25 protein-coding genes are annotated in these 26,196 nt (G+C 60.9%); 16 read left to right on the top strand and 9 right to left on the bottom strand.

The features are described 5' to 3' along the window. The 3 genes from ND528_RS19710 to ND528_RS19700 all read right to left on the bottom strand — a co-directional run. The coding region (locus ND528_RS19710; RefSeq protein ID WP_263470976.1) for a hypothetical protein at nucleotides 1–295 on the bottom strand (295 nt) is incomplete at its 3' end. Between the two features lie 10 nt (nucleotides 296–305). Further along, nucleotides 306–1,799: a CoA-acylating methylmalonate-semialdehyde dehydrogenase gene (locus ND528_RS19705; RefSeq protein WP_103306253.1), complete on the bottom strand. Its 1,494-nt coding sequence runs from the start codon at nucleotides 1,797–1,799 to the stop codon at nucleotides 306–308. Between the two features lie 76 nt (nucleotides 1,800–1,875). Then, complete coding sequence (locus ND528_RS19700) at nucleotides 1,876–3,225, bottom strand: aspartate aminotransferase family protein (protein WP_130911423.1); 1,350 nt, start codon at nucleotides 3,223–3,225, stop codon at nucleotides 1,876–1,878. A 137-nt stretch (nucleotides 3,226–3,362) separates the two neighbouring features. Here ND528_RS19700 and ND528_RS19695 point away from each other — a divergent pair, with 137 nt between their 5' ends. From ND528_RS19695 to ND528_RS19655, 9 genes are all read left to right on the top strand, one after another. After that, complete coding sequence (locus ND528_RS19695; protein ID WP_016771807.1) at nucleotides 3,363–4,283, top strand: LysR family transcriptional regulator; 921 nt, start codon at nucleotides 3,363–3,365, stop codon at nucleotides 4,281–4,283. 128 nt (nucleotides 4,284–4,411) lie between these two features. Further along, a complete protein-coding gene (locus ND528_RS19690; protein WP_212615245.1) occupies nucleotides 4,412–5,800 on the top strand; it encodes a uracil-xanthine permease family protein in 1,389 nt (462 codons plus the stop codon). 88 nt (nucleotides 5,801–5,888) lie between these two features. Next, nucleotides 5,889–6,539, top strand: coding sequence for a TetR/AcrR family transcriptional regulator (locus ND528_RS19685; RefSeq protein ID WP_263470975.1), 651 nt, complete (start codon nucleotides 5,889–5,891; stop codon nucleotides 6,537–6,539). Between the two features lie 7 nt (nucleotides 6,540–6,546). Further along, nucleotides 6,547–7,128, top strand: a complete 582-nt coding sequence (locus ND528_RS19680; RefSeq protein ID WP_130912893.1) for an IMPACT family protein — start codon at nucleotides 6,547–6,549, stop codon at nucleotides 7,126–7,128. A 613-nt stretch (nucleotides 7,129–7,741) separates the two neighbouring features. Next, on the top strand, nucleotides 7,742–9,289 hold the full coding sequence (locus ND528_RS19675) for an ABC transporter ATP-binding protein (protein ID WP_263470974.1): 1,548 nt from the start codon (nucleotides 7,742–7,744) through the stop codon (nucleotides 9,287–9,289). Nucleotides 9,290–9,302: 13 nt separating this feature from the next. Beyond that, a complete protein-coding gene (locus ND528_RS19670; protein ID WP_024011472.1) occupies nucleotides 9,303–10,409 on the top strand; it encodes an ABC transporter permease in 1,107 nt (368 codons plus the stop codon). Continuing rightward, nucleotides 10,409–11,335 (top strand): ABC transporter permease, encoded by a 927-nt coding sequence (locus tag ND528_RS19665; protein ID WP_263470973.1) that lies wholly within the window; start codon nucleotides 10,409–10,411, stop codon nucleotides 11,333–11,335. Before ND528_RS19670 ends, ND528_RS19665 begins: the two co-directional genes overlap by 1 nt. 276 nt (nucleotides 11,336–11,611) lie before the next feature. Continuing rightward, nucleotides 11,612–12,298: an SDR family oxidoreductase gene (locus tag ND528_RS19660; RefSeq protein WP_263470972.1), complete on the top strand. Its 687-nt coding sequence runs from the start codon at nucleotides 11,612–11,614 to the stop codon at nucleotides 12,296–12,298. Nucleotides 12,299–12,555: 257 nt separating this feature from the next. After that, nucleotides 12,556–13,914 (top strand): 8-oxoguanine deaminase, encoded by a 1,359-nt coding sequence (locus ND528_RS19655; RefSeq protein ID WP_212615241.1) that lies wholly within the window; start codon nucleotides 12,556–12,558, stop codon nucleotides 13,912–13,914. Nucleotides 13,915–14,038: 124 nt separating this feature from the next. Here the strand turns inward: ND528_RS19655 and ND528_RS19650 are convergent, their stop codons facing one another. Further along, nucleotides 14,039–15,130, bottom strand: coding sequence for a calcium:proton antiporter (locus tag ND528_RS19650; RefSeq protein WP_130912899.1), 1,092 nt, complete (start codon nucleotides 15,128–15,130; stop codon nucleotides 14,039–14,041). Nucleotides 15,131–15,416: 286 nt separating this feature from the next. Here ND528_RS19650 and ND528_RS19645 point away from each other — a divergent pair, with 286 nt between their 5' ends. From ND528_RS19645 to ND528_RS19635, 3 genes are all read left to right on the top strand, one after another. Beyond that, a complete protein-coding gene (locus ND528_RS19645; RefSeq protein WP_016771815.1) occupies nucleotides 15,417–16,490 on the top strand; it encodes a BMP family ABC transporter substrate-binding protein in 1,074 nt (357 codons plus the stop codon). Nucleotides 16,491–16,635: 145 nt separating this feature from the next. Beyond that, entirely contained in the window at nucleotides 16,636–17,601 is a 966-nt protein-coding gene (locus ND528_RS19640) for a 2-oxoglutarate and iron-dependent oxygenase domain-containing protein (protein ID WP_263470971.1), read from the top strand. Nucleotides 17,602–17,681: 80 nt separating this feature from the next. Continuing rightward, nucleotides 17,682–18,635 (top strand): adenosine deaminase, encoded by a 954-nt coding sequence (locus ND528_RS19635; RefSeq protein WP_024011466.1) that lies wholly within the window; start codon nucleotides 17,682–17,684, stop codon nucleotides 18,633–18,635. A 121-nt stretch (nucleotides 18,636–18,756) separates the two neighbouring features. Here ND528_RS19635 and ND528_RS19630 read toward each other — a convergent pair whose 3' ends face one another. The 3 genes from ND528_RS19630 to ND528_RS19620 all read right to left on the bottom strand — a co-directional run bounded on the left by ND528_RS19630 (nucleotide 18,757) and on the right by ND528_RS19620 (nucleotide 22,234). Continuing rightward, on the bottom strand, nucleotides 18,757–20,124 hold the full coding sequence (locus tag ND528_RS19630; RefSeq protein WP_263470970.1) for an MFS transporter: 1,368 nt from the start codon (nucleotides 20,122–20,124) through the stop codon (nucleotides 18,757–18,759). Nucleotides 20,125–20,252: 128 nt separating this feature from the next. Continuing rightward, nucleotides 20,253–20,987: an ArsR/SmtB family transcription factor gene (locus tag ND528_RS19625; protein WP_137215919.1), complete on the bottom strand. Its 735-nt coding sequence runs from the start codon at nucleotides 20,985–20,987 to the stop codon at nucleotides 20,253–20,255. Between the two features lie 317 nt (nucleotides 20,988–21,304). Beyond that, nucleotides 21,305–22,234, bottom strand: coding sequence for a LysR family transcriptional regulator (locus ND528_RS19620; RefSeq protein WP_137215918.1), 930 nt, complete (start codon nucleotides 22,232–22,234; stop codon nucleotides 21,305–21,307). Between the two features lie 121 nt (nucleotides 22,235–22,355). Between ND528_RS19620 and ND528_RS19615 the strand changes: the two genes are divergently transcribed. The 3 genes from ND528_RS19615 (at nucleotide 22,356) to ND528_RS19605 (ending at nucleotide 24,021) form a co-directional block, all read left to right on the top strand. Next, on the top strand, nucleotides 22,356–22,649 hold the full coding sequence (locus ND528_RS19615; RefSeq protein ID WP_130912905.1) for a putative quinol monooxygenase: 294 nt from the start codon (nucleotides 22,356–22,358) through the stop codon (nucleotides 22,647–22,649). A gap of 32 nt (nucleotides 22,650–22,681) precedes the next feature. Next, complete coding sequence (locus tag ND528_RS19610; RefSeq protein WP_212615237.1) at nucleotides 22,682–23,695, top strand: zinc-binding alcohol dehydrogenase family protein; 1,014 nt, start codon at nucleotides 22,682–22,684, stop codon at nucleotides 23,693–23,695. Nucleotides 23,696–23,847: 152 nt separating this feature from the next. Further along, complete coding sequence (locus tag ND528_RS19605; RefSeq protein ID WP_016771823.1) at nucleotides 23,848–24,021, top strand: hypothetical protein; 174 nt, start codon at nucleotides 23,848–23,850, stop codon at nucleotides 24,019–24,021. 17 nt (nucleotides 24,022–24,038) lie between these two features. Here ND528_RS19605 and ND528_RS19600 read toward each other — a convergent pair whose 3' ends face one another. Together ND528_RS19600 and ND528_RS19595 are read right to left on the bottom strand one after the other, a co-directional pair. Next, nucleotides 24,039–25,235, bottom strand: a complete 1,197-nt coding sequence (locus tag ND528_RS19600; protein ID WP_130912907.1) for a multidrug effflux MFS transporter — start codon at nucleotides 25,233–25,235, stop codon at nucleotides 24,039–24,041. Nucleotides 25,236–25,322: 87 nt separating this feature from the next. Then, nucleotides 25,323–25,520, bottom strand: a complete 198-nt coding sequence (locus ND528_RS19595) for a cation transporter (protein WP_056787762.1) — start codon at nucleotides 25,518–25,520, stop codon at nucleotides 25,323–25,325. A gap of 148 nt (nucleotides 25,521–25,668) precedes the next feature. On the opposite strand from ND528_RS19595, the gene ND528_RS19590 reads away from it, so the two are divergent. Next, entirely contained in the window at nucleotides 25,669–26,052 is a 384-nt protein-coding gene (locus tag ND528_RS19590) for a hypothetical protein (RefSeq protein ID WP_125917565.1), read from the top strand. The last annotated feature ends 144 nt before the right edge of the window (nucleotides 26,053–26,196 follow it).

Here is a 26,196-nt window from a genome sequence, read left to right as displayed (position 1 = left end):
CTGCTGTCAACACCTCTTTTTCTCCGCTTTCGATCGAGAAGATCGAACCGTTAAAAGAGCCAAACATCACCGCTCTTTTAACTCCTTCCAGGCTTCGATGATCTGAAGCAAGCCGCTGCCGAAAACTACGTAACTCTTTGAATCTCAAGGAGTTTTCCGTTTCGACTGCGCCGGAAGTGGGGCGAATTATAGACCTCTGGAATCTGCCGTCAACACCTATTTTCATATTTCTGTCATATCGGTCAAAAAGCCCCGAAAACGCGAAGGCCGACCTATCAAGGTCGGCCTTCTGCATATCCAGCTACTTACAAGCTAGGGAATGCGAACTGCGAAGCTTCATGGCTCGCACGCTGCGGCCAGCGCTGGGTGATCGCCTTGCGACGAGTATAGAAGCGCACGCCGTCCGGACCATACGCATGCAGGTCGCCAAACAGCGAACGCTTCCAGCCGCCGAAGCTGTGATAAGCCACCGGCACCGGCAGCGGCACGTTGACGCCGACCATGCCGACTTCGATCTCATCGCAGAACAGCCGCGCCGCTTCGCCGTCACGGGTGAAGATGCAGGTGCCGTTGCCGTATTCGTGATCATTGATCAGTTGCATCGCCTCTTCCAGGCTGTTCACCCGCACCACGCACAGCACCGGCCCGAAGATCTCTTCTTTATAGATGCGCATCTCTGGAGTGACGTTGTCGAACAGGCAGCCACCGAGGAAGAAGCCTTCTTCATGCCCGGCCACGCTCAGACCACGACCATCGACCACCAGGGTCGCGCCCGCCGCCACACCGTCATCCACATAACCGCTGACCTTGTCACGCGCCTGACCGGTAACCAACGGCCCCATGTCCAGGCCGCAAGAAGTACCGGCACCGATTTTCAGCGCTTTGATCTGCGGAACCAGTTTCGCCACCAGCGCGTCCGCGACCTGATCGCCAACACACACGGCCACCGAGATCGCCATGCAGCGTTCGCCGCAGGAACCGTAGGCCGCGCCCATCAGTGCGCTGACCGCATTGTCGAGATCGGCATCCGGCATCAACACCGCGTGGTTCTTCGCGCCGCCCAGTGCCTGAACGCGTTTGCCGCGCTTGGTGCCTTCGGCGTAAATGTATTCGGCAATCGGCGTCGAACCGACGAAGCTCAGCGCTTTGACTTCCGGCGCTTCGATCAACGCGTCCACCGCCGTCTTGTCACCATGGACCACACTCATCACGCCTTTCGGCAGCCCGGCTTCCAGCAGCAGTTGAGCGATCAGCAGCGTCGAGCTTGGATCGCGCTCGGATGGCTTGAGGATGAAGCAATTGCCGCAGACGATCGCCAGCGGGTACATCCAAAGCGGCACCATGGCCGGGAAGTTGAACGGGGTGATACCGGCAACAATCCCCAGTGGCTGGAAGTCCGACCAGGCATCGATGTTCGGGCCGACGTTGCGGCTGTACTCGCCCTTGAGGATTTCCGGGGCGGCGCAGGCGAACTCGACGTTCTCGATACCGCGCTTCAATTCACCGGCAGCGTCTTCCAGGGTCTTGCCGTGCTCTTCGCTGATCAGCTGCGAGATGCGTGCTTCGTTTTGCTCCAGCAGTTGCTTGAAGCGGAACATCACTTGGGCGCGTTTGGCCGGTGGCGTGTTGCGCCAGGCCGGGAACGCAGCCTTGGCAGCATCGATGGCTTTCTGAATGGTGGCCTGACTGGCCAATGGCAGTTTGTGGATCGCCTGGCCGGTAGACGGGTTGAACACATCCACCGCGCGACCGTTCTCGGTCACCAGTTCGCCATTGATCAAATGCGGGATAACACTCATCGAACACTCCTGAATTCTTGTCCACGGGCACCCGCAAAGGAGCGCCCGTTTGTGTAGGTATATATAGAGGGAAAAATCAGTCGAGCTTGTTCAGCACTTCGCCGACCGCGTCGAACAGACGATCGAGGTCTTGCGGCTTGCTGTTGAAGGTTGGGCCGAACTGCAGGGTGTCGCCGCCGAAGCGCACGTAGAACCCGGCTTTCCACAAGGCCATGCCCGCTTCGAAAGGACGCACGATGGCATCACCGTCACGCCCGGCAATCTGGATCGCGCCGGCCAGGCCGTAGTTGCGGATGTCGATGACGTTCTTCGAGCCTTTCAGACCGTGCAACGCGTTTTCAAAATGCGGCGCGACTTCGGCGACGCTCTGCACCAGGTGTTCCTTTTGCAGCAGATCGAGTGCTGCGAGGCCGGCGGCACAAGCCACCGGGTGCGCCGAATAGGTGTAGCCATGGGGAAATTCCACGGCGTATTCCGGCGTCGGCTGGTTCATGAAAGTCTGGTAGATCTCGGAGCTGGCAATCACCGCGCCCATCGGGATCGCGCCGTTGGTGACTTGCTTGGCGATACACATCAGGTCTGGAGTCACGCCAAAGCTGTCGGCGCCAAACATCGAACCGGTGCGACCGAATCCGGTGATCACTTCGTCAAACACCAGCAGGATGTTGTGCTGATCGCAGATCTCGCGCAGACGCTTGAGGTAACCCTGCGGCGGAACCAATACCCCGGCAGAGCCGGCCATCGGCTCAACGAACACCGCAGCGATGTTGGAAGCGTCGTGCAGTTCGATCAACTTGAGCAGCTCATCGGCCAAAGCAATACCGCCCTGCTCCGGCATGCCACGGGAAAAGGCATTGCTCGCCAGCAACGTGTGCGGCAGGTGATCGACATCCATCATTGCCTGACCGAACAGCTTGCGGTTGCCGTTGACGCCGCCGAGGCTGGTGCCGGCGATGTTCACACCGTGGTAGCCACGGGCACGGCCGATCATTTTGGTCTTGGTCGCCTGACCTTTCAGGCGCCAATAGGCACGGACCATTTTCACTGCGGTATCGGCGCATTCGGAGCCGGAGTCGGTGAAGAACACGTGGTTCAGATTGCCCGGCGTCAGCTCGGTGATTTTCTCAGCCAGCTGGAAAGACAGAGGATGGCCGTACTGGAAGCCCGGCGAGTAATCGAGGGTGCCCAGTTGTTTGGAAACGGCTTCCTGAATTTCCTTGCGGGTGTGCCCGGCGCCGCAGGTCCACAGACCGGACAGCGAGTCGTAGATCTTGCGGCCCTTGTCATCGAACAGCCAACTGCCTTCGGCACCGACGATCAGACGCGGGTCGCGCTGAAAGTTGCGGTTGGCGGTGTACGGCATCCAGTGCGCGTCCAGCTTCAGTTGGCTGGCCAGTGGCGACGGCGCGTTTTCAGGCATGTTCATCGGGCAAAACCTCGCAGGGCATAAGCGTCAGGGAGATGGAAAGCGTTGTTGCAGCTAAATTGCCACGGCGATAAAGTCGGTGAAATCCAACTCTTCTAACCTTCAGTTAGATCATCGCTAAACAAAGAGAACAAAAAATGAGCAGCCGCCGCGCCGATCCACTGGCCCAGGTCAGTGATTTTGATATTCGCCTGCTGCGGATTTTTCGCAGTGTCGTGGAGTGTGGCGGCTTCTCCGCAGCGGAAACCGTGCTTGGCATCGGCCGCTCGGCGATCAGCCAGCAGATGAGCGATCTGGAGCAGCGCCTCGGCTTGCGCTTGTGTCAACGTGGCCGGGCCGGATTTTCCCTGACCGAGGAAGGTCGTGAGGTGTATCAATCAGCGCTGCAATTGTTGAGTGCGCTGGAAAGCTTCCGCACTGAGGTCAACGGTCTGCACCAACACCTGCGCGGCGAGCTGATCATCGGCCTGACCGATAACCTCGTCACCCTGCCGCACATGCGCATCACCCACGCCCTCGCGCAATTGAAGGAGCGCGGGCCGGATGTGCAGATCCAGATTCGCATGATTGCGCCGAACGAAGTCGAACAAGGTGTGCTCGACGGGCGCCTGCACGTTGGCGTGGTGCCGCAGGCCAGCGCCTTGTCGGGACTGGAATATCAGCCGTTGTATAGCGAGCGTTCGCTGCTGTATTGCGCGGTGGGTCATCCGCTGTTTTATGTCGACGACAAGCAACTCGATGATCAACGCCTCGACAGTCAGGACGCGATTGCGCCGACCTTTCGTTTGCCGGCAGAGATTCAGGCGCACTACCAAGCGCTCAACTGCACCGCCAGTGCCTCTGACCGTGAGGGCATGGCGTTTCTGATTCTGACCGGGCGCTACATCGGTTACCTGCCGGATCACTACGCCAATCTTTGGGTGCAGCAGGGGCGCTTGCGTGCGCTCAAGGCCGGCACGCGTTTTTACGATTTGAGTCTGGCATCGGTCACGCGCAAGGGGCGGCGCCCTCATTTGGTGCTGGAAAGCTTTTTGGAGAGTCTGGCGGCTACGCGCTGAAAGCAAGATCAAAAGATCGCAGCCTTCGGCAGCTCCTACCTTTGGGAGTCGTTGCTTCAGAAAGTTGAGCAAGTGGACAGTTTTTTGCAGAGAAAGGCTACTCGTCCTTCAACAAGAAGCCAAAGCCCATGCAGCCAGATTCCGATTCGTCCAGTGAACTGATCTACGGCCTCAACGACCGCCCCAAACCACTCGCCGCCATTCTCGCCGCACTGCAACATGTGCTCGCCAGTTTCGTTGGCATCATCACCCCGCCGCTGGTCATCGGCTCGGCGCTCGGGCTGACCGCGCATCTGCCGTACCTGATCAGCATGGCGCTGATGGTCTCGGGCGTCGGCACCTTTATCCAGGCGCGGCGACCGTTCGGCATTGGCGCGGGGATGATCTGTCTGCAAGGCACCAGTTTCGCGTTTCTCGGTGCGGTGCTGTCGGCCGGGTTTCTGGTCAAGCAGCGCGGCGGCAGCCCGGAAGATATTCTGGCGATGATTTTCGGCGTGTGCTTTTTCGGCGCAATCGTGCAGATCGTGCTCAGCCGTTTCATCGGTCAGTTGCGCCGAGTGGTCACACCGCTGGTGACCGGCATCGTCATCACGCTGATCGGCATCAGCCTGATCAAGGTCGGCATCACCGATCTGGGTGGCGGCTTCAACGCGCCGGACTTCGGCGCGCCGGGCAATCTGGCCTTGGGCGTGTTCGTGCTGCTGACGATCATTCTGCTCAACCGCTCGAATACGCCGTGGGTGCGACTGTCGGCGATCATCATCGGACTGGTGCTCGGCAGCCTCGCGGCGTGGTTCAGCGGGAAACTGGTCCCGCAGCCGTTGCCTGACTTGCCGCTGGTGAGTTTTCCTACGCCGTTCAAGTTCGGATTCAACTTCGACTGGACCGCTTTCCTGCCGGTCGCACTGATTTACCTGATCAGCACCATCGAAACCGTCGGCGACCTCACCGCCAATTGCATGCTCGCCCGCCAACCGATCAGCGGCCCTTCTTATATAAGCCGCTTGCGCGGTGGCGTGCTCGGTGATGGTGTCAGTTGCATGATCGCGGCGACCTTCAGCGCCTTCCCCAACACAACGTTCGCGCAGAACAACGGCGTGATCCAATTGACCGGCGTTGCCAGCCGCTACGTCGGCCTGTACATCGGCGCGATCCTGTTCTGCCTCGGCCTGTTCCCGATGATCGGTGCGGTGCTGCAACAGATTCCGAAACCGGTGCTGGGCGGCGCAACGCTGGTGATGTTCGGCGCAGTGGCGGCGGCGGGCGTGCGTATTCTCGCGCAGTCACCGCTGGACCGGCGCAGCATGTTGATCATCGCCACTTCGTTCGGCGTCGGCCTCGGCATCGCCGCGCAACCGAACCTGCTGCACCTGCTGCCGAAACTGGTGCAGAACCTGTTCGACTCGGCGATCACAAGCGGCGGGCTGACGGCAATCGTCCTGTGTCTGTTGTTGCCGGAAGGCAAAACCGCTGAGGCAAAAAGCCCCGCTTCATTGAACAAGATCGAACAGGCGTAACTGTTTTTCCGCGCAAGGACTTGTCGGATGCCTGTGGGTGCGCTATCAACGCAACTGGTTGCACCCACAGACAATCCCGGAAGTGCCTATGACCTTTGAAGTCCCAGCCCACGGCGGCAAACCCGCCAGCCGCATTCGTCAGAAGAACGAAGAGACCATTCTCAAAGCCGCCGAAGACGAGTTCGCCCGTCACGGGTTCAAAGGCACCAGCATGAACACCATCGCGCAGAATGCCGAGCTGCCCAAGGCCAACCTGCATTACTACTTCACCAACAAGCTCGGTTTGTATGTGGCGGTGCTGAGCAACATCATCGAGTTGTGGGACAGCACCTTCAACACCCTCACTGCCGAGGATGACCCGGCCGAAGCGCTGACCCGCTACATCCGCGCGAAGATGGAATTCTCCCGGCGCCAGCCACAGGCCTCGCGAATCTTTGCCATGGAAGTGATCAGCGGCGGCGAATGCCTGAGCGAATATTTCAATCAGGATTACCGCACCTGGTTCACCGGGCGCGCGGCGGTGTTTCAGGCATGGATCGATGCGGGCAAAATGGACCCGGTCGACCCGGTGCACCTGATTTTCCTGCTGTGGGGCAGTACCCAGCATTACGCCGACTTCGCCACGCAGATCTGCCGCGTCACCGGACGCAGCAAGTTGACCAAGCAGGACATGGAAGACGCCGGCAACAACCTGATCCGCATCATCCTCAAAGGCTGCGGCCTCACTCCTTCTCTATAAGACGTTTATGCCTTTCACCCTCAGCGGTTTTTGCGAATACCGCGAAGAGATTCGCAAAAGCCGCTTCATCACTCTGGCGACGCCGATCAGCAGCCCCGCCGATGCGCAGGCGTTTTTCGAGCAGCACAGCGATTTGAATGCCACGCACAATTGTTGGGCGTGGAAACTCGGCGCGCAATACCGCAGCACTGACGACGGCGAGCCGGGCGGCACTGCCGGGCGCCCTATTCTCGCGGCGATCGAAGCGCAGGATTGCGATCAGGTCGCAGTGCTGGTGATCCGCTGGTACGGCGGCATCCAACTGGGCACCGGTGGTTTGGCCCGCGCTTATGGCGGCGGCGCCAACAAGTGCCTGCAAGCGGCGGAAAAAATCGAGTTGATCAGCCGCGTGCCGCTGAGCTGCACCTGTGGTTTTGCCGAATTGGCGCTGGTGAAGTTGCGCGTGGCGGATCTGGGTGGGTTGGTGGTGGAGGAGAACTTCACGGCCAATGGCGTTGAATTGAAGCTGGCGGTGGGGGAAGCGCAGATCGAGTTGTTGCAGAGTCAGTTGGCTGATCTGAGCCGTGGGCGGATTTTGTTGCAGCGTTGAGAGTGGAAGATCAAAAGATCGCAGCCTTCGGCAGCTCCTACAGGGGGATCGCATTCCAATTGTAGGAGCTGCCGAAGGCTGCGATCTTTTTGGGGCATCACTCGTACTTTCATAAACTCACGACTTGCCCACACCTGCTGTGCACCCGACTGTGGATAACCTGAGCACACACCGCTGTAACCCTTCTGTCATGCGGCTTTGCGCGATTTGTTCAATTTTCGTTCAATTGACCCGATGAAAGGGAAATCCAGCGTAAAAACAAACAGTTACCATCGTTTATGACCATTAGAACAAAGCATCGCAGTGCTTATGCCCACCCTCGGCGCTTGCGCACAATTACTGTGGAGCAACCTGTGGATAAGCCGTTCATGACCGCCGCAGCCGCTGGATCTGTCTGGCTCTCAGGCAGTTGCTCGTTTTTTAACCAACTGCAAGCGGGCAAAACTGGAGCCTGTTCAATGGCTTTGCGCTGAATTGGTGCTTGATCCAAAGACAAAACGCCCGCCGATGCGCTGCTGTCGGCACTTGCGGACTGGCTCCGCAAGCGTTCCTGACTCAATGGCCAGGAAATTGCTTTATCCACAGGCACAACTCCAAGCCAGTCGAGCCTGTCATGTCCATCGCCCCTTCGCCACCGCGCCTGCAACTGCGCCAGATCAGCAAACGCTACCCCGGTTGTCTGGCCAACGACGCCATCGACCTGAGCATCGCGCCGGGGGAGATCCATGCCCTGCTCGGTGAAAACGGCGCGGGCAAAAGTACGTTGATGAAGATCATTTACGGGGTCACCCAGTGCGACAGCGGTGAAATGCTCTGGCAGGGGCAGCGCGTGCAGATGCGCAATCCGGCGCAGGCGCGGCAGTTGGGCATTGGCATGGTGTTCCAGCATTTCTCGCTGTTCGAAACCCTCAGCGTGGCGCAGAACATTGCCCTGGCGATGGGCGCGGCGGCCGGCACGCCGAAGCAACTGGAGCCGAAGATTCGCGAAGTCTCGCGGCGTTACGGCATGGCGCTGGAACCGGAGCGACTTGTCCACAGCCTGTCGATCGGCGAGCGCCAGCGGGTGGAAATCATCCGTTGCCTGATGCAGGACATCCGCCTGCTGATTCTCGACGAGCCGACCTCGGTGCTGACGCCGCAAGAGGCGGACGAATTGTTCATCACCCTGCGACGGCTTGCCGACGAGGGCTGCAGCATTCTGTTTATCAGCCACAAGCTCGGTGAAGTGCGCGCCTTGTGCCACAGCGCCACGGTGCTGCGCGGCGGTCGGGTTGCCGGGCATTGCCTGCCGGCGCAATGTACGGATCAGCAACTGGCACAACTGATGGTCGGCGAAGCGGCGGGATTGATTGGCGAGTACCCGAAGGTCAGCGGTGGCGCGGCGTTTTTGCAGGTGCAGGGTTTGAGCTGGCACAACCCGGACCCTTTTGGTTGCTCGCTGACAGACATCGACCTGCAAGTGCGCAGTGGTGAAATCGTCGGCATCGCCGGGGTCGCGGGCAATGGTCAGGATGAGTTGCTCGCCCTGCTCAGTGGCGAACAAACCTTGCCCCGGGCGCAAGCGGCGACCCTTCGCTTCGCAGAGAAAAACGTTGCCGATCTGCGCCCGGACGCGCGGCGCAAACTCGGTCTGGCCTTCGTGCCGGCCGAACGCCTTGGCCACGGCGCGGTGCCGGAGTTGAGTCTGGCCGATAACGCCCTGCTCAGTGCTTTTCAGCAAGGACTGGTCAGCCACGGATTGATCCAACGCGGCAAAGTCGAAGCTCTCGCGCAGCAGATCATCCAGCGTTTCGGCGTGAAGACCCCGGACACGCAAACCGCTGCGCGCAGCCTGTCCGGCGGCAACTTGCAGAAATTCATCCTCGGCCGGGAAATTCTTCAGCAACCGAAACTGCTGATCGCCGCGCACCCGACCTGGGGCGTCGACGTTGGCGCCGCCGCGACCATCCATCGCGCCTTGATCGCGCTGCGCGATGCCGGCGCGGCGATTCTGGTGATTTCCGAAGACCTCGATGAGCTGTTCCAGATCAGCGATCGTCTCGGCGCGCTGTGCGGCGGGCGTCTGTCGGCACTGCAAGACACCGGCCTTACACAACTGAGCGATGTCGGCGCGTGGATGGCCGGCCAGTTCGATCACTCACCTCGCGCCGCCTCGGTTTAACGGAGTTTCAACCATGCTGCTTTCTCTCGAACCCCGTGGCCAGCAATCGCGCTTGATGCTGTGGTGCTCGCCGTTATTGGCGGCGGCGCTGACCCTCGGCTGCGGCTCGCTGTTGTTCATCGCGCTGGGCCACGACCCACTGCAAACCTTGCACACGCTGCTGATCGCGCCCGTCAGCGATTTGTATGGCGTGTCTGAATTGCTGGTCAAGGCGCTGCCGATTCTACTCTGCGCACTCGGCCTGGCCGTGGCCTATCAGGCGCGGATCTGGAACATCGGCGCCGAAGGCCAACTTCTACTTGGCGCCTTGGCCGGCAGTGCTCTGGCAGTGAACGTTATCGACATGCAAAGTCGCTGGGCGCTGGTGCTGATTCTGCTGACCGGGACGCTGGCGGGCGCCGCATGGGCCGGGCTCACCGCATGGCTGCGCACGCGCTTCAACGCCAACGAAATCCTCACCAGCATCATGCTCAACTACATCGCGCTGAACCTGCTGCTGTTCTGCGTGCACGGGCCGTTGAAGGATCCGGCGGGCTTCAATTTCCCCGAGTCGGCGATGTTCGGCGACGCTAGTCGTTTGCCGCTGCTGCTGGAGGACGGCCGCGTGCATGCCGGGGTGTATTTCGCCTTGCTCGCGCTGGTTGCAGTGTGGGTGTTGTTGCAGAAAAGCTTTATCGGCTTCCAGATCAAAGTGCTCGGGCTGGACAAGCGAGCGGCAGGTTTTGTCGGCTTTCGCGAGAAGCGCCTGATCTGGCTGGCGCTGTTGATCAGCGGCGGTCTGGCCGGACTCGCCGGGGTCTGCGAAGTGACCGGGCCGATCGGCCAACTGGTGCCCCAAGTGTCGCCGGGCTATGGCTACGCGGCGATCACCGTGGCGTTCCTCGGACGGTTGAATCCGCTCGGCATTCTGTTCTCCAGTCTGCTCATGGCATTGCTGTACATCGGCGGCGAGAGCGCGCAGATGTCGCTCAACCTGCCGCAGGCAATCACCCAGTTATTCCAGGGCATGATGCTGTTTTTCCTGCTCGCCTGTGACGTGCTGATTCTCTATCGGCCACGCCTGAAACTGCGCTGGACCCGGCGCGCCTCGACCCCTGCCGTAACCGCCGGAGCGCTGTGATGGATATCGATCTGCTGAGCAATATTTTCTATGCCATGGTCCGCTGCGGCACGCCGCTGCTGCTGGTGGCATTGGGTGAGTTGATCTGCGAGAAAAGCGGCGTCCTCAACCTCGGCCAGGAAGGCATGATGCTGTTCGGTGCGGTGATCGGTTTTATCGTCGCGCTGAACAGCGGCCACCTGTGGCTGGGTGTGCTGCTGGCGATGTTGGCCGGGATGTTGTTGTCGTCACTGTTTGCCCTGGTCGCGCTGGTGTTCAACGCCAATCAGGTGGCCACCGGTTTGGCGCTGACGATCTTCGGCGTGGGCCTGTCGACATTTGTCGGCGCGGCTTGGGTGGGTAAGCCGCTGGCGGGTTTCGAGCCTTTGGCGATTCCGTATCTGAGTGAGATCCCGCTGATCGGGCGGATGCTGTTTGCCCAGGATCTGCTGGTGTATCTGTCGTTTGCGCTGTTTGCGCTGGTGGCGTGGGTGATCGTCAAAAGTCGTGTCGGCCTGATCATTCAAGCGGTCGGTGAAAACCCGGATGCGGCCAGCGCCATGGGCTTGCCGGTGCTGACCGTACGCACCTTGGCGGTGTTGTTCGGCGGAGCAATGGCCGGGCTGGCCGGGGCGTATCTGTCGCTGGCCTACACGCCGATGTGGGCGGAAAACATGACCGCAGGGCGCGGCTGGATTGCCCTGGCGCTGGTGGTGTTTGCCAGTTGGCGGGTGTGGCGGTTGTTGCTTGGGGCATATCTGTTCGGCCTCGCCAGCATCCTGCATTTGGTGGCGCAGGGGCTGGGGCTGGCGATTCCTTCAAGCCTGCTGGCGATGCTGCCGTATGTGGCGACGATTTTGGTGCTGGTGCTGCTGTCCCGCGATGCCGTGCGCACGCGGTTGTATGCGCCGGTTTCGTTGGGGCAGCCGTGGCAATCGGGACACTGATCGTTGTCAGAGCGGGCCTCTTCGCGAGCAGGCTCGCTCCCACAGGGGATCTGAGTGAACGCGGGCAAATGTGGGAGCGAGCCTGCTCGCGAAGGCGTCCGCACCGGCAACACCTGGACCACGACCCACAACTATTTCTGATCAAACACCCTCGAGAAACTCAAGAAGCCTGGAGTATGCTCCGGGGTCAAAGCCTGTTTTCGCCAAGCGCTGCAACTGTGGCGCGGTCAGGCGTGTCCATTGAATCCTGAATGCTGACTTTCAAGGAAACCCATCATGTCTCAGGCAAAAAACGCACTGATCATCGGCGCCTCCCGCGGCTTGGGCCTCGGTCTGGTGAAGACTCTGCTGGGCGATGGCTGGCAGGTCACCGCGACGGTGCGCAATCCGCAGAAGGCCGAGGCGCTGCAAGCGCTGGGTGACGTGCGCATCGAGAAGCTCGACATGGACGATCAGCAAGCGGTGATCGCTCTGAGCCAGAAACTCAAGGGCGAAACCTTCGATCTGTTGTTCGTCAACGCCGGGGTCAAAGGCCCGGAAGTACAGACCCCGGGCGGCGCGACCCTGGCCGAGGTCGGGCAACTGTTTTTCACCAACGCGGTGGCGCCGATCAATCTGGCTCAGCGTTTCGTCGGGCAGATCCGCGACGGCAGCGGCGTGCTGGCGTTCATGAGCTCGGTGCTCGGCAGCGTGACCATACCGGATGCGCCGGAACTGGCGCTGTACAAGGCGAGCAAGGCAGCGCTGAATTCGATGACCAACAGTTTTGTCACGCAACTGGGTGAACAGAAACTCACCGTACTGTCGTTGCACCCGGGCTGGGTGAAGACCGACATGGGCGGCGAAGGTGCTGACCTGGACGTCGAGACCAGCACCCGCGGGCTGATCGATCAGGTCACTGCATTCACCGGCAAGGGCGGGCATCACTTCGTCAATTACAAGGGTGAAACGATTGCCTGGTAAGCACTGAAAATCCCGATGTGGGAGCGAGCCTGCTCGCGAATACGATCTGTCAGGTAAATCTGTATCGACTGACATGACGCCTTCGCGAGCAGGCTCGCTCCCACAGGGGGATGATGGTGAATGGTCGGGTGGCGCTTGCCCGGCGCTGCGATTTGTTTGAAACTGCGCGCCTCGTCCTTCGCGGCGACCCTGGATCAGCAGACAGGGCAACACTGAGCTGGCAACCCTGAACCCAACTTTCAGAGGAGCCGGCCACAATGCCTGCGACCCGTACCTGGTTAAAAAATCCCCTCGCCATTTTCACCTCCAACGAGCTTGATGCCCGTGGCGGTCTAGTCGTGCAAGACGGTGTCATCGTCGAAGTCCTCGCTGCCGGTCAGCAGCCGTCGGCGCCGTGCAATGAAGTGTTCGATGCCCGCGAGCATGTGGTCCTGCCGGGCCTGATCAACACTCACCATCACTTCTATCAAACCCTGACCCGCGCCTGGGCGCCGGTGGTCAATCAGCCGCTGTTCCCGTGGCTGAAAACCCTGTACCCGGTATGGGCGCGGCTGACCCCGGAAAAACTCGCCCTCGCCACCAGAGTGGCGCTGGCCGAATTGCTGCTCTCGGGTTGCACCACCGCTGCCGACCATCACTATCTGTTCCCGGACGGTCTGGAAAACGCCATCGACGTGCAGGTCGAAACGGTGCGTGAACTGGGTATGCGCGCCATGCTCACGCGCGGCTCGATGAGCCTTGGCGAGAAGGACGGCGGCCTGCCTCCGCAACAAACGGTGCAGGAAGGTCAGGTGATTCTCGACGACAGCCAGCGGCTGATTCACGAGTACCACGAGCGTGGCGACGGCGCGCAGATCCAGATTGCCCTGGCGCCGTGTTCGCCATTTTCGGTGACTCCGGAAATCATGTCGGCCAGCGCTGATCTGGCGAACAAGCTCGATGTGCGTCTGCACACCCACCTCGCTGAAACCCTCGATGAGGAAGACTTCTGCCTGCAGCGCTTCGGCCTGCGCACGGTTGATTATCTGGACAGCGTCGGCTGGCTCGGCCCACGTACCTGGCTGGCCCACGGCATCCATTTCAACCCCGACGAAATCGCCCGCCTCGGCCAGGCCGGTACCGGCATCTGCCACTGCCCAAGCTCGAACATGCGCCTGGCGTCCGGCATCTGCCCGAGCATCGAGCTGACCGACGCCGGCGCGCTGTTCGGCCTTGGCGTCGACGGTTCGGCGTCCAACGATGCCTCGAACATGATCCTCGAAGCGCGTCAGGCCCTGTACATCCAGCGCCTGCGCTACGGCGCCGAAAAGATCACCCCGGAGCGCGTGCTGGGCTGGGCGACCAAGGGTTCGGCGAGCCTTTTGGGCCGCACCGACATTGGCGAAATTGCCGTCGGCAAACAGGCGGATCTCGCGTTGTTCAAGCTCGATGAACTGCGCTTCTCCGGTAGCCATGATCCGATTTCGGCGCTGTTGTTGTGCGGCGCGGATCGGGCGGATCGAGTGATGATTGGCGGCAAGTGGCGTGTGGTTGGTGGTCAGGTTGAAGGGTTGGATCTGAAAGGTTTGATCGCCGATCACAGTCAAGCCGCTCGCCAACTGATCGCCGGGACCTGACTCACCGCCGTTCAAAACTGTGGGAGCGAGCCTGCTCGCGAAGAAGGAGTGTCAGACAACATGTTTGTTGGATGACACACCGTTTTCGCGAGCAGGCTCGCTCCCACATGGGTATCTGTCAGCCCTAAAGGCCCAGTAGCGACAGCATGATGAACGTGGCAAACAGTACAAAGTGCGTCATCCCCTCAATGGCGTTGGTCTCGCCGTCATTGAGGTTGATCGCGCTGACGATCAGGGTGATGAAGATCATCACCGTTTGCACTGGGGTCATCGCCATTTGAAACGGCTGGCCGGTGTACAGCGCCATCGCTTCCATCACCGGTACGGTCAGAATCACCGTCGACAGTGACGCGCCCATCGCAATGTTGACCACCGACTGCATGCGATTGGCCAGTGCCGCACGCAGTGCGGTGAGAATCTCCGGCGCGGCGGAAATCGCTGCCACCAGAATCGCCGTGATCACCGGCGGCGCGCCCGTGCCTTCCAGGCCCAGATCGAGAGTCTTGGACATCACCTCGGCCAGTGCGCCGATGATCACTACCCCCGACACCAGAATGCCGATCGACAGCGCCAGGCTTACCGGCTTCGGCTCCTGCTCGACCGGCTCCTTCTTGCGCCGTTTGTCCGGATAGCTGTAGCTGAAAAAGTAACTGTGCGGGCCGACCTGCATGCGCAGGAACAGCGCGTAGAGCACCATCATCGCGCCAATGGTGAACGCCGAATACATCTTCCAGTTGGCCTCGGGAATGAACTCCGGGACCACCATCGACACGCCCATCGCAGTGAGGATCATCACGCTGTAGCTGCGCGCCGAGTCGTCGTTGTAGGACTGCTCGCCGTGTTTGATCCCGCCCATCAGTGCGGCGAGGCCGAGGATGCCGTTGATGTCGAGCATGACCGCTGAATAGATCGTGTCGCGCACCAGCGTCGCCGAGGCTTCGTTGCTCATCATGATCGCCAGGATCACCACTTCGACCAGCACCGCCGACAATGTCAGGATCATCGTCCCGTAGGGATCGCCGACCTTTTCCGCGAGCAATTCGGCGTGATGGGCGACGCGCATCGAAGCGGCGACGATAAAGGCGATCAGCAGCAGGCCGCCGCCCAGCGCGACGATCTGGCCGCTGTGCAGCATCCAATGTTCCAGTGGATAAGCGACGCACGCGGCAAGGACTGCCAGCAGCAGGAAGCTTTCTTGTTTGAGGATCGAGAGCATGACGGGCCTTTTGCCGAAAAGAGCTGATGAAGCTACTGACTGCCGCGCGGCGCTAACGTTTCGTTACATCTTTGCGCACCACGCGATGGCAGCTGGATTCAGGCATGCACTTTTATTGGCCTTGCCGGCCTCTTCGCGAGCAGGCTCGCTCCCACATTGAAATGCGTCCCTGTGGGAGCGAGCCTGCTCGCGAAGGCCGCGCCGCGTTTTCAAATGTGTTTGTTGTCCTGTTGGTCAGCAATTTGCATTGGCCCTGGGCACACACAACAAAATGGAGTTCGGGTTCATGCCAATACGTCCGCTGCACAAACTGCTGTACGCCGCCATCGGTCTGGGAATCAGCCTGAGCGCCAGCGCTGCCGATCCGCTGAAGGTCGGTTTCGTCTACATCGGCCCGATCGGTGACCACGGCTGGACGTATCAGCACGAACAGGGGCGCAAGGCCCTGGCGGAAAAACTCGGCACGCAGATCACCACCAACTACGTGGAAAACGTCGCCGAGGGCGCTGACGCCGAGCGGGTGATCCGCAACATGGCCAAGGACAAATACGACCTGATCTTCACCACGTCTTTCGGCTACATGAACCCGACAGTGAAAGTCGCCAAGCAATTCCCCAAGGTCACTTTCGAACACGCAACCGGCTACAAGCAGGACAAGAACCTCGGCACCTACCTGGCGCGCACTTACGAGGGCCGTTACGTCGGCGGTTTCCTCGCGGCGAAGATGACCAAGACCAAGAAGATCGGCTACGTCGCCTCGTTCCCGATTCCGGAAGTGATCCGCGACATCAACGCCATCCAGTTGGCCTTGAACAAGTACAACCCTGGCACCGAAATCAAAGTGGTGTGGGTCAACTCCTGGTTCGATCCGGGTAAGGAAGCCGACGCCGCCAACGCGCTGATCGATCAAGGTGTCGACGTGGTGTTCCAGCACACCGACAGCCCGGCGCCGATTCAGGCTGCCGAACGGCGCGGCGTGTATGCCGTGGGCTATGCCTCGGACATGGCCCACTTCGGCCCCAAAGCGGTGCTGACCTCGATCGTCAACGACTGGGCGCCACACTATATTCAAGCGACGCAGAGCGTGATCGACCACACCTGGAAATCCCAGGATTACTGGGGCGGGTTGAAGGAAGGCACGGTGGAACTGCCGATCAGCGATCTGGTGCCGGCGCCGGTGAAAGCCGAAGCCGAGCAGTTGATCGCCGACATCAAGAGCGGCGCATTGCAGCCGTTTACCGGGCCGATCAAGGATCAGGCCGGTGTGGAAAAAATCCCCGCGGGCGTGAGCGCGACCAATGCGGAACTGGCTTCGATGAATTATTACGTTGAGGGCATGAAGGCCGAGATGCCGAAGTAGTCCCCCGATTCACCACACAGAACCCTGTGGGAGCGAGCCTGCTCGCGAAAGCGGTGTGTCATTAAACAAAAATGTTGTCTGACACTCCCTCTTCGCGAGCAGGCTCGCTCCCACATTGGAAACACAGCGTATTCAAGGATTGTGTATGGATCAGCTTCCGATCATTGATATCAGCCCGCTCTATAGCGACGACGAAAACGCCTGGCCTGCGGTGGCCGAACAAATCGACCAAGCCTGTCGCGAATGGGGTTTTTTCTACATCAAGGGCCATCCGATCTCGGCGCAGCGCATCGACGCCCTGCTCGATCACGCCCAGCGCTTCTTTGCCTTGCCCGCCGCAGAAAAACTCAAGATCGACATCACCCAGACCCGCCATCATCGCGGCTACGGTGCGATCGCCACCGAGCAGTTGGACCCGGACAAACCCAGCGATCTGAAAGAAACCTTCGACATGGGCCTGCACCTGCCGAACGAGCATCCCGAGGTGCTCGCGGAAAAACCCTTGCGCGGCCCCAATCGGCATCCGGCGCAACCCGGCTGGGAAGCCCTGATGGAGCAGCATTACCTCGACATGCAGGCGCTGGCGCAAACCCTGTTGCGGGCGATGACCATTGCGCTGGGCATCGAGCGCGACTTCTTCGATTCGCGCTTTGTCGACCCGGTCAGCGTGTTGCGCATGATCCATTATCCGCCGCGTCACACCGCCAGCTCCGCCGAGCAACAAGGTGCCGGGGCCCATACCGATTACGGCTGCATCACCCTGCTCTATCAGGACAGCGCCGGCGGTTTGCAGGTGAAGAACGTCAATGGTGAATGGATCGACGCGCCACCGATTGACGGCACGTTCGTGGTCAACCTAGGCGACATGATGGCGCGCTGGAGCAACGACCGTTATCGCTCGACGCCGCACCGGGTGATCAGCCCGCTGGGTGTGGATCGCTATTCGATGCCGTTCTTCGCCGAACCGCACCCGGACACGCGCATCGAATGCCTGCCCGGTTGCCAGGACGCACAGCACCCGGCGAAATATCCGACCACCACCTGTGCGCAATTCCTGCTGTCGCGCTTCGCCGATACCTATGCCTATCGTCGCGAGCAAGAGGCGGTTTGATCGATCACCTGGTCAGGTTTTGCCAATTGTTGCGGCCAGCCTCTGTAGAATGCCGGCATTGCACCTGATGAGAAAAGACTATGTACGACTGGCTCAACGCCCTGCCCAAAGCCGAACTGCACCTGCATCTGGAAGGTTCGCTGGAGCCTGAACTGCTGTTCGCCCTGGCCGAACGCAACAAGATCGCCCTGCCGTGGAGCGACGTCGAAACCCTGCGCAAGGCCTACGCCTTCAACAATCTGCAGGAATTTCTCGACCTGTATTACCAGGGCGCCGATGTGCTGCGCACCTCGCAGGATTTCTACGACCTGACCTGGGCCTACCTGCTGCGCTGCAAAGCACAGAACGTGATTCATACCGAACCGTTCTTCGATCCGCAGACTCACACCGACCGGGGCATCCCGTTCGAAGTGGTGCTCAACGGCATCGCCGCCGCCCTCAAGGATGGCGAGACGCAACTGGGCATCAGCAGCGGTTTGATCCTCAGCTTCCTGCGCCACCTCAGCGAAGACGAAGCGCAGAAAACCCTCGATCAGGCGCTGCCGTTCCGTGATGCGTTTGTCGCGGTCGGGCTCGACAGTTCCGAGATGGGCCATCCGCCGAGCAAGTTCAAACGTGTCTTCGATCGCGCCCGCGACGAAGGCTTCCTCACCGTCGCCCACGCCGGTGAAGAAGGCCCGCCGGAGTACATCTGGGAAGCCATCGACCTGCTGAAAATCCAGCGCATCGACCATGGCGTGCGCGCCATCGAAGACGAGCGCCTGATGCAGCGGATCATCGACGAGCAGATTCCGCTGACCGTGTGCCCGCTGTCGAACACCAAGCTCTGCGTGTTCGATCACATGTCGCAGCACAACATCCTCGACATGCTCGAGCGCGGCGTGAAGGTCACGGTGAACTCCGATGACCCGGCGTATTTCGGCGGGTACGTGACCGAGAACTTCCATGCGCTGCACGAGCATCTGGGGATGACCCAGGATCAGGCCAAGCGCCTGGCGCAGAACAGCCTGGATGCGCGGTTGGTGAAACCGTAAGCAACACCGCAAAACCAATGTGGGAGCGAGCCTGCTCGCGAAGAGGGAGAGTCAGTCAACATTTTCGTTGAATGAAACACCGCTTTCGCGAGCAGGCTCGCTCCCACATTCATATCGATGTTCACTCGGTAAGCTCTTCCAAGGTCTTGCCCCGCGTCTCCATCCCGAACAGCCACACCACGCCCGCCGCTATCGCAAAGCACGCCGCGCCCAGCGCGAACACCCCGCCCTGCCCGGTAATCGGGAACACCAGCCCAGTCACCAGTGGCCCGAGCAGTGAGCCGACGCGGCCGATCGCCGAGGCGAATCCCGAGCCGGTTGCCCGTGCCGAAGTCGGGTACAGCTCCGGCGTGTAGGTGTAGAGCACCGCCCACATGCCGAACAGGAAAAACTGCATCAACAATCCGGTACCGATCAGCAGCGCCACGTTGCCGCCGAACACCGCGCTCTGCCCATACAGAAACGCCATCACCCCGCCGCCGAGCAGGGTGACGATGCACACCGGTTTGCGCCCCCAACGCTCGACCAGCCACGCCGCCATGAGGAAGCCGGGAATCCCGCCGAGCGAGATCAGCACGGTGTAATACACCGATTGCGTCACGGCGAAACCCGACTGTTGCAGCAATGCGCTGAGCCAGGAAGTCAGCCCGTAGAACCCCAGCAATGCGAAGAACCACAGGCTCCAGATCATCGTCGTGCGCTGGCGATATTGCGGCGACCAGATCTGCTTGAGTGCCGAGAAGAAATTGCCCGGTGGCGTCACCGTGCGTGGCAAACGAACCGGTTCCGGTAACGCCGCACCGCCCAGCGAAGCACGCACCCGCGCTTCAATGCCGTTCAACACTTTGTCCGCGTCGGCGTCGCGCCCGGCCTGTTCCAGCCATCGCGGTGACTCAGGGATGAAAAAGCGGATCGCCAGGACAAATACCGCAGGCACCGCCAGTACCAGGAAGATATCGCGCCAGCCAATCAGCGGCAGCAGGAAGTACGAGAGCACGCCCGCCGCGACAAACCCCAGCGGCCAGAAGCCGTCCATCAGGGCGATGTAGCGCCCGCGTCGTTGCGCCGGAATCAATTCCGACAGCATCGACTGTGCGATGGGAAACTCCATGCCCATGCCGATCCCCAGCAGGATGCGGAACAGCGTCAATGTCTCCACCGTCTGCGCTGTCGAACAGAGGTAACTGGCCACGCCCCACAACACGATGCTCCACTGAAACACCGGTTTGCGCCCGAAGCGGTCGGCGAGCATCCCTGACAACGACGCCCCCAGCACCATGCCGAAAAAGCTTGAGCTGGCGAGCAGGCCGGCTTGCGCACTGCTCAGGCCGAACTCGGCTTTGATCGAGCCGAGCAGGAACGTCATCATCGCCAGATCCATGGAATCGAAGAAAAACGCCAGCGCAATGATGATGAAAATGACGCGGTGATAACCACTGAGCGGTAGCCGTTCCAGGCGCTCAGCCGCACTGAAGTGTTGTGTATTCATGTTGCGCTCCCCCATCCGAAAAATTCCCCGGATCGAGTGTGCGTGATGGTCATTCGGAGGTCGTACTGGATGCGACCTGTTCACAGTCGTGCGCGACGCTGCCCGCCAGCTCATTGCAGAGCAGCGCTCTAGAATGCTGTTTCCAGCTCGGTTTCCTTGGCAAAGCGATGGATTTCGCGCTGACCGGTGGCGGTCAACTGCAAGGCGCGGGAATCGTTGGGCAAGGTCAGCCAGCCGGACTGCATGAACAACTGCAACAGCGCCGCACCCAGTGAGCCGCCCATGTGCGGACGACGCTCGCTCCAGTCCGGGCAGGCGCAGGCGACCTGCACGTTGCGGTGGGCCAGGGCCTGGATGAACACACCGCGCTGCGCCAGTTGGGTGGAACCCTTGTGCGTCACCACCACCCGCTGTTCAAGCTGTTCGATCCAGCCGGCATCGAGCAGGCGCTGATACAGGTCGGCCGCCAGGGTGCCGCCCAGATGGTCGTCGCAGAACCGCGCGCGCAACAGCGAAGACGGCGCCGCCTGCGGCCTGACCATCGGCGTGGTGCGTTTCAGCGCAGCGGGCACTTGCCGTGGCGCGCTGGCAATGGTGGCGCTGGCCAAAGCTTCGATCGCCGCGCCGATTTCCGGCGCTGCCAGGCGAAAGAAGCGTTTGCGCCCACGCATTTCGACGTTCAACAGACCCCCTGCGGACAGTCGCCCCAGATGCGCACTGGCCGACGACGGCGAGAGCCCGGCCAGCAGCGCCAGCTCTTCGGCTTGCCGCGCCGAGCCATCCATCAACGCCCACATCATCGCGCTGCGCTTGGGGTCGGCCAGCAATGTCGCGATCTGGCTGATGCACGGTGCATGTTCCATATGTTCACTCCCTGTTGAATCGTATCGTCTACCGCTCGGAGACATCTTGGCCGCTTATAGGGCATCGGCCAACACGCGAAAATCGCCCGGGATCGGTGGCAAGGGATGCCACCGACACCAGCTGCTCCGGCACACAACCTGGCAGCAGAAGTAGCAACCGTCACCAAAAGCCGGCAACGCGTTACGGGGTCTGCGCGCCGGGTGTCAGTGCAGGCATGAGGCGGGCGCTAGTATAAGCGGGTTAAGCCAGACGTCCTGCGCCTGGGCCTGCGCAGGTGGCGATTGTTCCTGACAGAAATTTCTCTATTTGCCTGCGACTAATGATCGACTTTGAGAAAAGCGGGAAATTGACTACTCAATTCGGCGCAACGACTGGCGAGCATCTCCCTCAGCAGGTTCACCGGCTTACTCAATTGTGCGCGATGGGCGCACAACAGATTCAGCGGTGCGCGCTCACACAGCAGTTCCGGCATCAGCACCTTGAGGCGCCCGGCGAGCACATCGGTGCCGACGTCCAGCCAGGATTTGTAGGCAATGCCGGCACCGGCCAACGCCCATAGCCGCACGACGTCGGCGTCATCGCTGAAGCGGTCGCCACTCACGGTCAGGCCGACTTCGCGCTTGCCATCGTGAAAACTCCAGTGGTCGTGGACGCGGCTGCCGAGCATGTACAAAAGGCAGTTGTGCTGGGCCAGTTGCTCGAGCTGGCGCGGCTCGCCATGCCGGGCCAGATAGTCAGGAGATGCGCACAACACGCGGCGATTGTGCGGTGCGATGGGCAAGGCGATCAGGCTGGAGTCCTCCGGCTCGCCATAGCGCAGGGCGATGTCCACCGGCTGCCGGAACAGGTCGGCGATGCGGTCGCCAAGCAGCAGGCGCACCGTCAGCTTAGGGTGCTCACGCTGAAACGCGTCGAGCCACGGCAGCAGCAGATTGCGCCCGAAATCCGAAGGCGCCGACAGTTGCAAAATCCCGCTGACCTGATCCTGACCGCTGGCGAGCAGTCGACGCCCCTCGTCGAGATTGCTCAGGGCGGCGCGGGCATATTCGAGGAAGCCTTCGCCCTCGGCGGTGAGGCGCAGGCTGCGGGTCGACCGCGCCAGCAGCCGCGCACCGAGTTGCTGCTCGATGCGCTTCAAGGCCGCGCTGGCCACCGCCGCAGACATGTCCATCACCCGTGCCGCCGCCGACAGGCTGCCCAGATCCGCCGCGCGGACAAACAACTGCAAATCATCAAAACGCAGCATGCGCAGCCTCGATTATCAAAAAAATATTGAAAGAGACTGCTCTTTTAGCCGGTTTTATCGCGCAGAGAAATAGCCAATGATGGCCTCCGACAAATTCATCCCGATTCTCTGGAGTCCGCGCATGTCACAGCCCTTTACCGCTATTGCTACTCTGACCGCCAAGCCCGGCCAGCAGGACGTTCTCGAACAGGCGCTGCGTGCCCTTGTCGAACCGAGCCGCGCCGAGCCGGGTTGTGGCCAGTATGACCTGCACCGCGACCTTGCCGATCCACAGGTTTTTTATGTCATCGAACAGTGGGCCAGTGACGAGATTCTTGAGGCGCACAACGCCAGCGCGCATTTTCAGAAGTTTCAGGCCAGCGCCGGCCACACCATCGAACACTTCCAGCTCAAGCGTCTCGGCGCGATTGCCTGATTACTCCTTCTATCAACTGTACGGAGCCACTTATGAAAGCCATTGCCTATTACGCGTCCCTGCCGATCAGCGACGCCAAGTCCCTGCAAGACATTGAACTGCCAGAACCGGTCGCCGGCCCGCGCGACCTCTTGGTGGAAGTCAAAGCCATCTCGGTCAACCCGGTCGACACCAAAGTGCGGCAGAACGTGGCGCCGGAAAACGGCGCGGCGAAAGTGCTGGGCTGGGACGTTGCCGGTGTGGTCAAGGCGGTCGGCAGCGACGTCACCCTGTTCAAGGCGGGCGACAAGGTGTTTTACGCCGGTTCGATTGCCCGGGCTGGTGGCAACAGCGAGTTGCACGTGGTCGATGAGCGCATCGTCGGCCACATGCCCAAGTCCCTCGGTTTTGCCGAAGCCGCTGCGCTGCCGCTGACTGCGATCACTGCGTGGGAATTGCTTTTCGAGCGCCTGCAAATCAGCGAAGGCAGCAATGATCAAGGCCAGAGCCTGCTGATCGTTGGTGCGGCGGGCGGCGTGGGTTCGATCCTGACCCAATTGGCCAAACAGTTGACCGGTCTGAAAGTGATCGGCACCGCTTCGCGCCCACAAACCCGTGACTGGGTCAGTGAACTCGGTGCCGATCTGGTCATCGATCACAGCCAGCCGCTGAGCGAAGAATTGAAGCGCGCCGGCATCGCCAGCGTGACCCACGTCGCCAGTCTCACCCAGACCGATCAGCATCTGGCGCAACTGGTCGAAGCCCTCGCACCGCAAGGCAAGCTGGCGCTGATCGACGATCCGAAGTCCCTCGACATCAGCCTGCTCAAGCGCAAGAGCCTGTCGCTGCACTGGGAGTTCATGTACACCCGCTCGCTGTTCGAAACGCCGGACATGATCGAACAGCACAAGCTGCTCAACCGCGTCGCAGAGCTGATTGACGCCGGCACTTTGAAAACGACTTTGGGCGAGCACTTCGGCGCGATCAACGCCGCCAACCTGCGCCGCGCCCATGAGCTGCTGGAAAGCGGCAAGGCCAAGGGGAAAATTGTTTTAGAAGGTTTCTAAAAAAATAAAGCCTCGCAAACGCTCGTGATGCCAGAGCGGTTGCGGGGCTTTTTGCCGTCAGTCGGTTGCTTGACCCTTGTCACAATTGCGCGGGTATCGAGGTCTACAATCGAAGCCTCTGCGATACATCTTTTACGCAAGGGAGGTCAGCAATGAAGATCCTGATAAAAGAAGTGGCAAAGTCTCAATGGCAGGTGCGCCTGGACCAGCACGTCGTGACCTTTCGCAGTGAAGCCGAGGCTCTGGCCTTCACTCGCACCCTCGAAGCGCGACTCTGCGCGCCCCACCGGATTCCCGAACCCAGCCAGCAGCGCGCCGCCGGCTGAGTTCCAAAGTCGAGCGTTCAGACCTGGGCTTGCGCCAGCGCCCGGGCATTCTGCAAGCGCCGGGTGAGCAGCGCGACGCTCACCACCAGCAGACCGCACAGGCTGATGACCATGGCCATCGGCACGGCGCTGCCATCGTGTAACACCCCCACCAACGCGGCGGCACCGGCGGCGATGCTGAATTGCAGGCAACCGAGCATCGCCGACGCACTGCCGGCGCGGGCGCCCTGACCGTTCATTGCGCAAGCCGAGGCGTTGGGAATGATGCAGCCGAGGCTGGCAATGCAGATGAACAGCGGAATCAGCAACGGCCACAATGCCTCTGGACGCATCGCGCTCACCGCCAGCAACGTCAGCCCGGCGAGGAAGTACACCCACACCGCGCGCACCAGCAAAAATGCCGGACCACGCTTGGCCAGCAGACGCGCATTGACCTGCGCCACCAGAATGAAGCCCGCCGCGTTGGTGCCGAACAGCCAGCCGAAGTGCTCGGCGGGTACACCGTAGAGCTTGATGAACACAAACGGTGAACCGGCGATGTAAGCGAACATGCCGGCGATGGCGATGCCGCCGGTCAGGGCGTGGCCGAGGTAGACCGAATCCTTGACCAGTCGCCCGTACTGGCGCAATGCACCGGACAACGGCTGACGCGGCACGTGGGCCGGCATGCTTTCCGGCAGCCCCAATGCCACCGCCAGACCCGCCGCCGCACTGAACCCGGTCAGGACCAGAAAGATCGACTGCCAACCCGTGGTGTTGACCAGCAGACCACCGAGCATCGGCGCCAGAATCGGCGCCAGGCCCATCACCAGCATCAGTTGCGAAAACACCTTCGCCGAGCCCACCGCGTCGCACTTGTCGGCAACCACCGCACGGGAAATCACCATGCCCGCACAACCACCGAGTGCCTGGACGAAGCGCGCGCCGATCAACCATTCCAGACTTGGCGCGTAGGCGCAGGCTAGTGACGCCAGGGTGAACAGAGCAACGCCGCTGAGCAGCGGAAGCCGCCGGCCGAAACGATCGGAAATCGGCCCGTAAGCCAATTGGCCCAGCGACAGACCGAGGAAGTACGCCGCCAGCGTCAGCTGGACATGCTGCTCATCAGTGCCGAACGCCAGCGCCATGGCCGGAAAGGCAGGCAAATAGAAGTCGATCGCCAAAGGACCGAAGGCGCTCAAGGCGCCGAGTATCAAAATCGTGCGGAAGTTCATCAGGCATCCAGGTGGGCAAGTCGCAGCACGACAGTCTAGCCGCGCCCGGACGCCTTGAACATTCCGATAGCTCGCTAACGATCAATTTCAGACGAGCTTCACCTCATAACCCTCTTCGCGAATCGCTTCGATCACCTGGTCGGCACTCAGCGCGCTTTCGACGCCGACTTCCTTGGCCGCTAGATCGACGCGCACACTGGCAGCCGGATCCAGGGCCTGCACCGCAGTGGTGATGGCTTTGACGCAATGACCGCAGGACATGCCTTGAACGTTGAACACTTGCATGGGAAGACTCCTTTGAGTGAGGTTGTCGGCAGTCTCGAGCTTGCCACGATGGCAAGGTCAAGTTCTGCGAAAAACTGCCGGGCTGGCATTCGGCGCCGTGCTCGGCCAAGCTGCGTGCATCAATGACTCGAATTCAGGAGGTTCAGCCATGCGCTGGTCAGCTTTGAGCCTGTTTGGCTTGCTCAGCCTTTTCGCCGCCGTCCCGCAGGTGCAAGCCGCCGGCGAGGATTACGCGGTACTGATCATTTCCCGCGAGCGCCTCGAAGTGGCGACCTCGTGCGAAATCGGCGTGTACATCCAGGACCAGCTCTCGGCGCGCCTGTTCCAGGAACAGAGCACGTCGTTCAACCTGCCGCCGGGCAAGGTTTCGCTGCGCTTGAAACTGCTGCCGGGCCAGGCACCGGGTTGCAACCCCGGCATGCTGGCGCCGGGCTCGCAGGAAGTCGTGCTGCATGCCGGCGATGTACTGAAGTTTCGCCTGGCGATGAATGCCGAAGGCGTGTACCTGAAACCTGCAGGACTGGGTTATTGAGCAACCGCCTCGACCTGTGGGAGCGAGCCTGCTCGCGAAAGCGCCGGGTCAGCCAACATGATTGCTGAATGATGCACCGCATTCGCGAGCAGGCTCGCTCCCACAAGAATGGTGCTTGACCTTGCCCGCGTGGCAAGGTTGATC

The organism is Pseudomonas mercuritolerans (assembly GCF_025706525.1).
Lineage (GTDB): Bacteria > Pseudomonadota > Gammaproteobacteria > Pseudomonadales > Pseudomonadaceae > Aquipseudomonas > Aquipseudomonas mercuritolerans.
This window is presented reverse-complemented; position numbering and strand designations above follow the sequence as displayed.

Bases quoted from the DNA above. Each gene is read 5' to 3' on its own strand.
- ND528_RS19660 (WP_263470972.1), top strand. From the start codon at position 11,612: ATGTCTCAGGCAAAAAACGCACTGATCATCGGCGCCTCCCGCGGCTTG.
- ND528_RS19610 (WP_212615237.1), top strand. From the start codon at position 22,682: ATGAAAGCCATTGCCTATTACGCGTCCCTGCCGATCAGCGACGCCAAG.
- ND528_RS19645 (WP_016771815.1), top strand. From the start codon at position 15,417: ATGCCAATACGTCCGCTGCACAAACTGCTGTACGCCGCCATCGGTCTG.
- ND528_RS19700 (WP_130911423.1), bottom strand. From the start codon at position 3,225: ATGAACATGCCTGAAAACGCGCCGTCGCCACTGGCCAGCCAACTGAAG.
- ND528_RS19590 (WP_125917565.1), top strand. From the start codon at position 25,669: ATGCGCTGGTCAGCTTTGAGCCTGTTTGGCTTGCTCAGCCTTTTCGCC.
- ND528_RS19695 (WP_016771807.1), top strand. From the start codon at position 3,363: ATGAGCAGCCGCCGCGCCGATCCACTGGCCCAGGTCAGTGATTTTGAT.
- ND528_RS19640 (WP_263470971.1), top strand. From the start codon at position 16,636: ATGGATCAGCTTCCGATCATTGATATCAGCCCGCTCTATAGCGACGAC.
- ND528_RS19675 (WP_263470974.1), top strand. From the start codon at position 7,742: ATGTCCATCGCCCCTTCGCCACCGCGCCTGCAACTGCGCCAGATCAGC.
- ND528_RS19685 (WP_263470975.1), top strand. From the start codon at position 5,889: ATGACCTTTGAAGTCCCAGCCCACGGCGGCAAACCCGCCAGCCGCATT.
- ND528_RS19705 (WP_103306253.1), bottom strand. From the start codon at position 1,799: ATGAGTGTTATCCCGCATTTGATCAATGGCGAACTGGTGACCGAGAAC.
- ND528_RS19665 (WP_263470973.1), top strand. From the start codon at position 10,409: ATGGATATCGATCTGCTGAGCAATATTTTCTATGCCATGGTCCGCTGC.
- ND528_RS19655 (WP_212615241.1), top strand. From the start codon at position 12,556: ATGCCTGCGACCCGTACCTGGTTAAAAAATCCCCTCGCCATTTTCACC.
- ND528_RS19670 (WP_024011472.1), top strand. From the start codon at position 9,303: ATGCTGCTTTCTCTCGAACCCCGTGGCCAGCAATCGCGCTTGATGCTG.
- ND528_RS19615 (WP_130912905.1), top strand. From the start codon at position 22,356: ATGTCACAGCCCTTTACCGCTATTGCTACTCTGACCGCCAAGCCCGGC.
- ND528_RS19620 (WP_137215918.1), bottom strand. From the start codon at position 22,234: ATGCTGCGTTTTGATGATTTGCAGTTGTTTGTCCGCGCGGCGGATCTG.
- ND528_RS19595 (WP_056787762.1), bottom strand. From the start codon at position 25,520: ATGCAAGTGTTCAACGTTCAAGGCATGTCCTGCGGTCATTGCGTCAAA.
- ND528_RS19690 (WP_212615245.1), top strand. From the start codon at position 4,412: ATGCAGCCAGATTCCGATTCGTCCAGTGAACTGATCTACGGCCTCAAC.
- ND528_RS19605 (WP_016771823.1), top strand. From the start codon at position 23,848: ATGAAGATCCTGATAAAAGAAGTGGCAAAGTCTCAATGGCAGGTGCGC.
- ND528_RS19650 (WP_130912899.1), bottom strand. From the start codon at position 15,130: ATGCTCTCGATCCTCAAACAAGAAAGCTTCCTGCTGCTGGCAGTCCTT.
- ND528_RS19680 (WP_130912893.1), top strand. From the start codon at position 6,547: ATGCCTTTCACCCTCAGCGGTTTTTGCGAATACCGCGAAGAGATTCGC.
- ND528_RS19600 (WP_130912907.1), bottom strand. From the start codon at position 25,235: ATGAACTTCCGCACGATTTTGATACTCGGCGCCTTGAGCGCCTTCGGT.
- ND528_RS19635 (WP_024011466.1), top strand. From the start codon at position 17,682: ATGTACGACTGGCTCAACGCCCTGCCCAAAGCCGAACTGCACCTGCAT.
- ND528_RS19625 (WP_137215919.1), bottom strand. From the start codon at position 20,987: ATGGAACATGCACCGTGCATCAGCCAGATCGCGACATTGCTGGCCGAC.
- ND528_RS19630 (WP_263470970.1), bottom strand. From the start codon at position 20,124: ATGAATACACAACACTTCAGTGCGGCTGAGCGCCTGGAACGGCTACCG.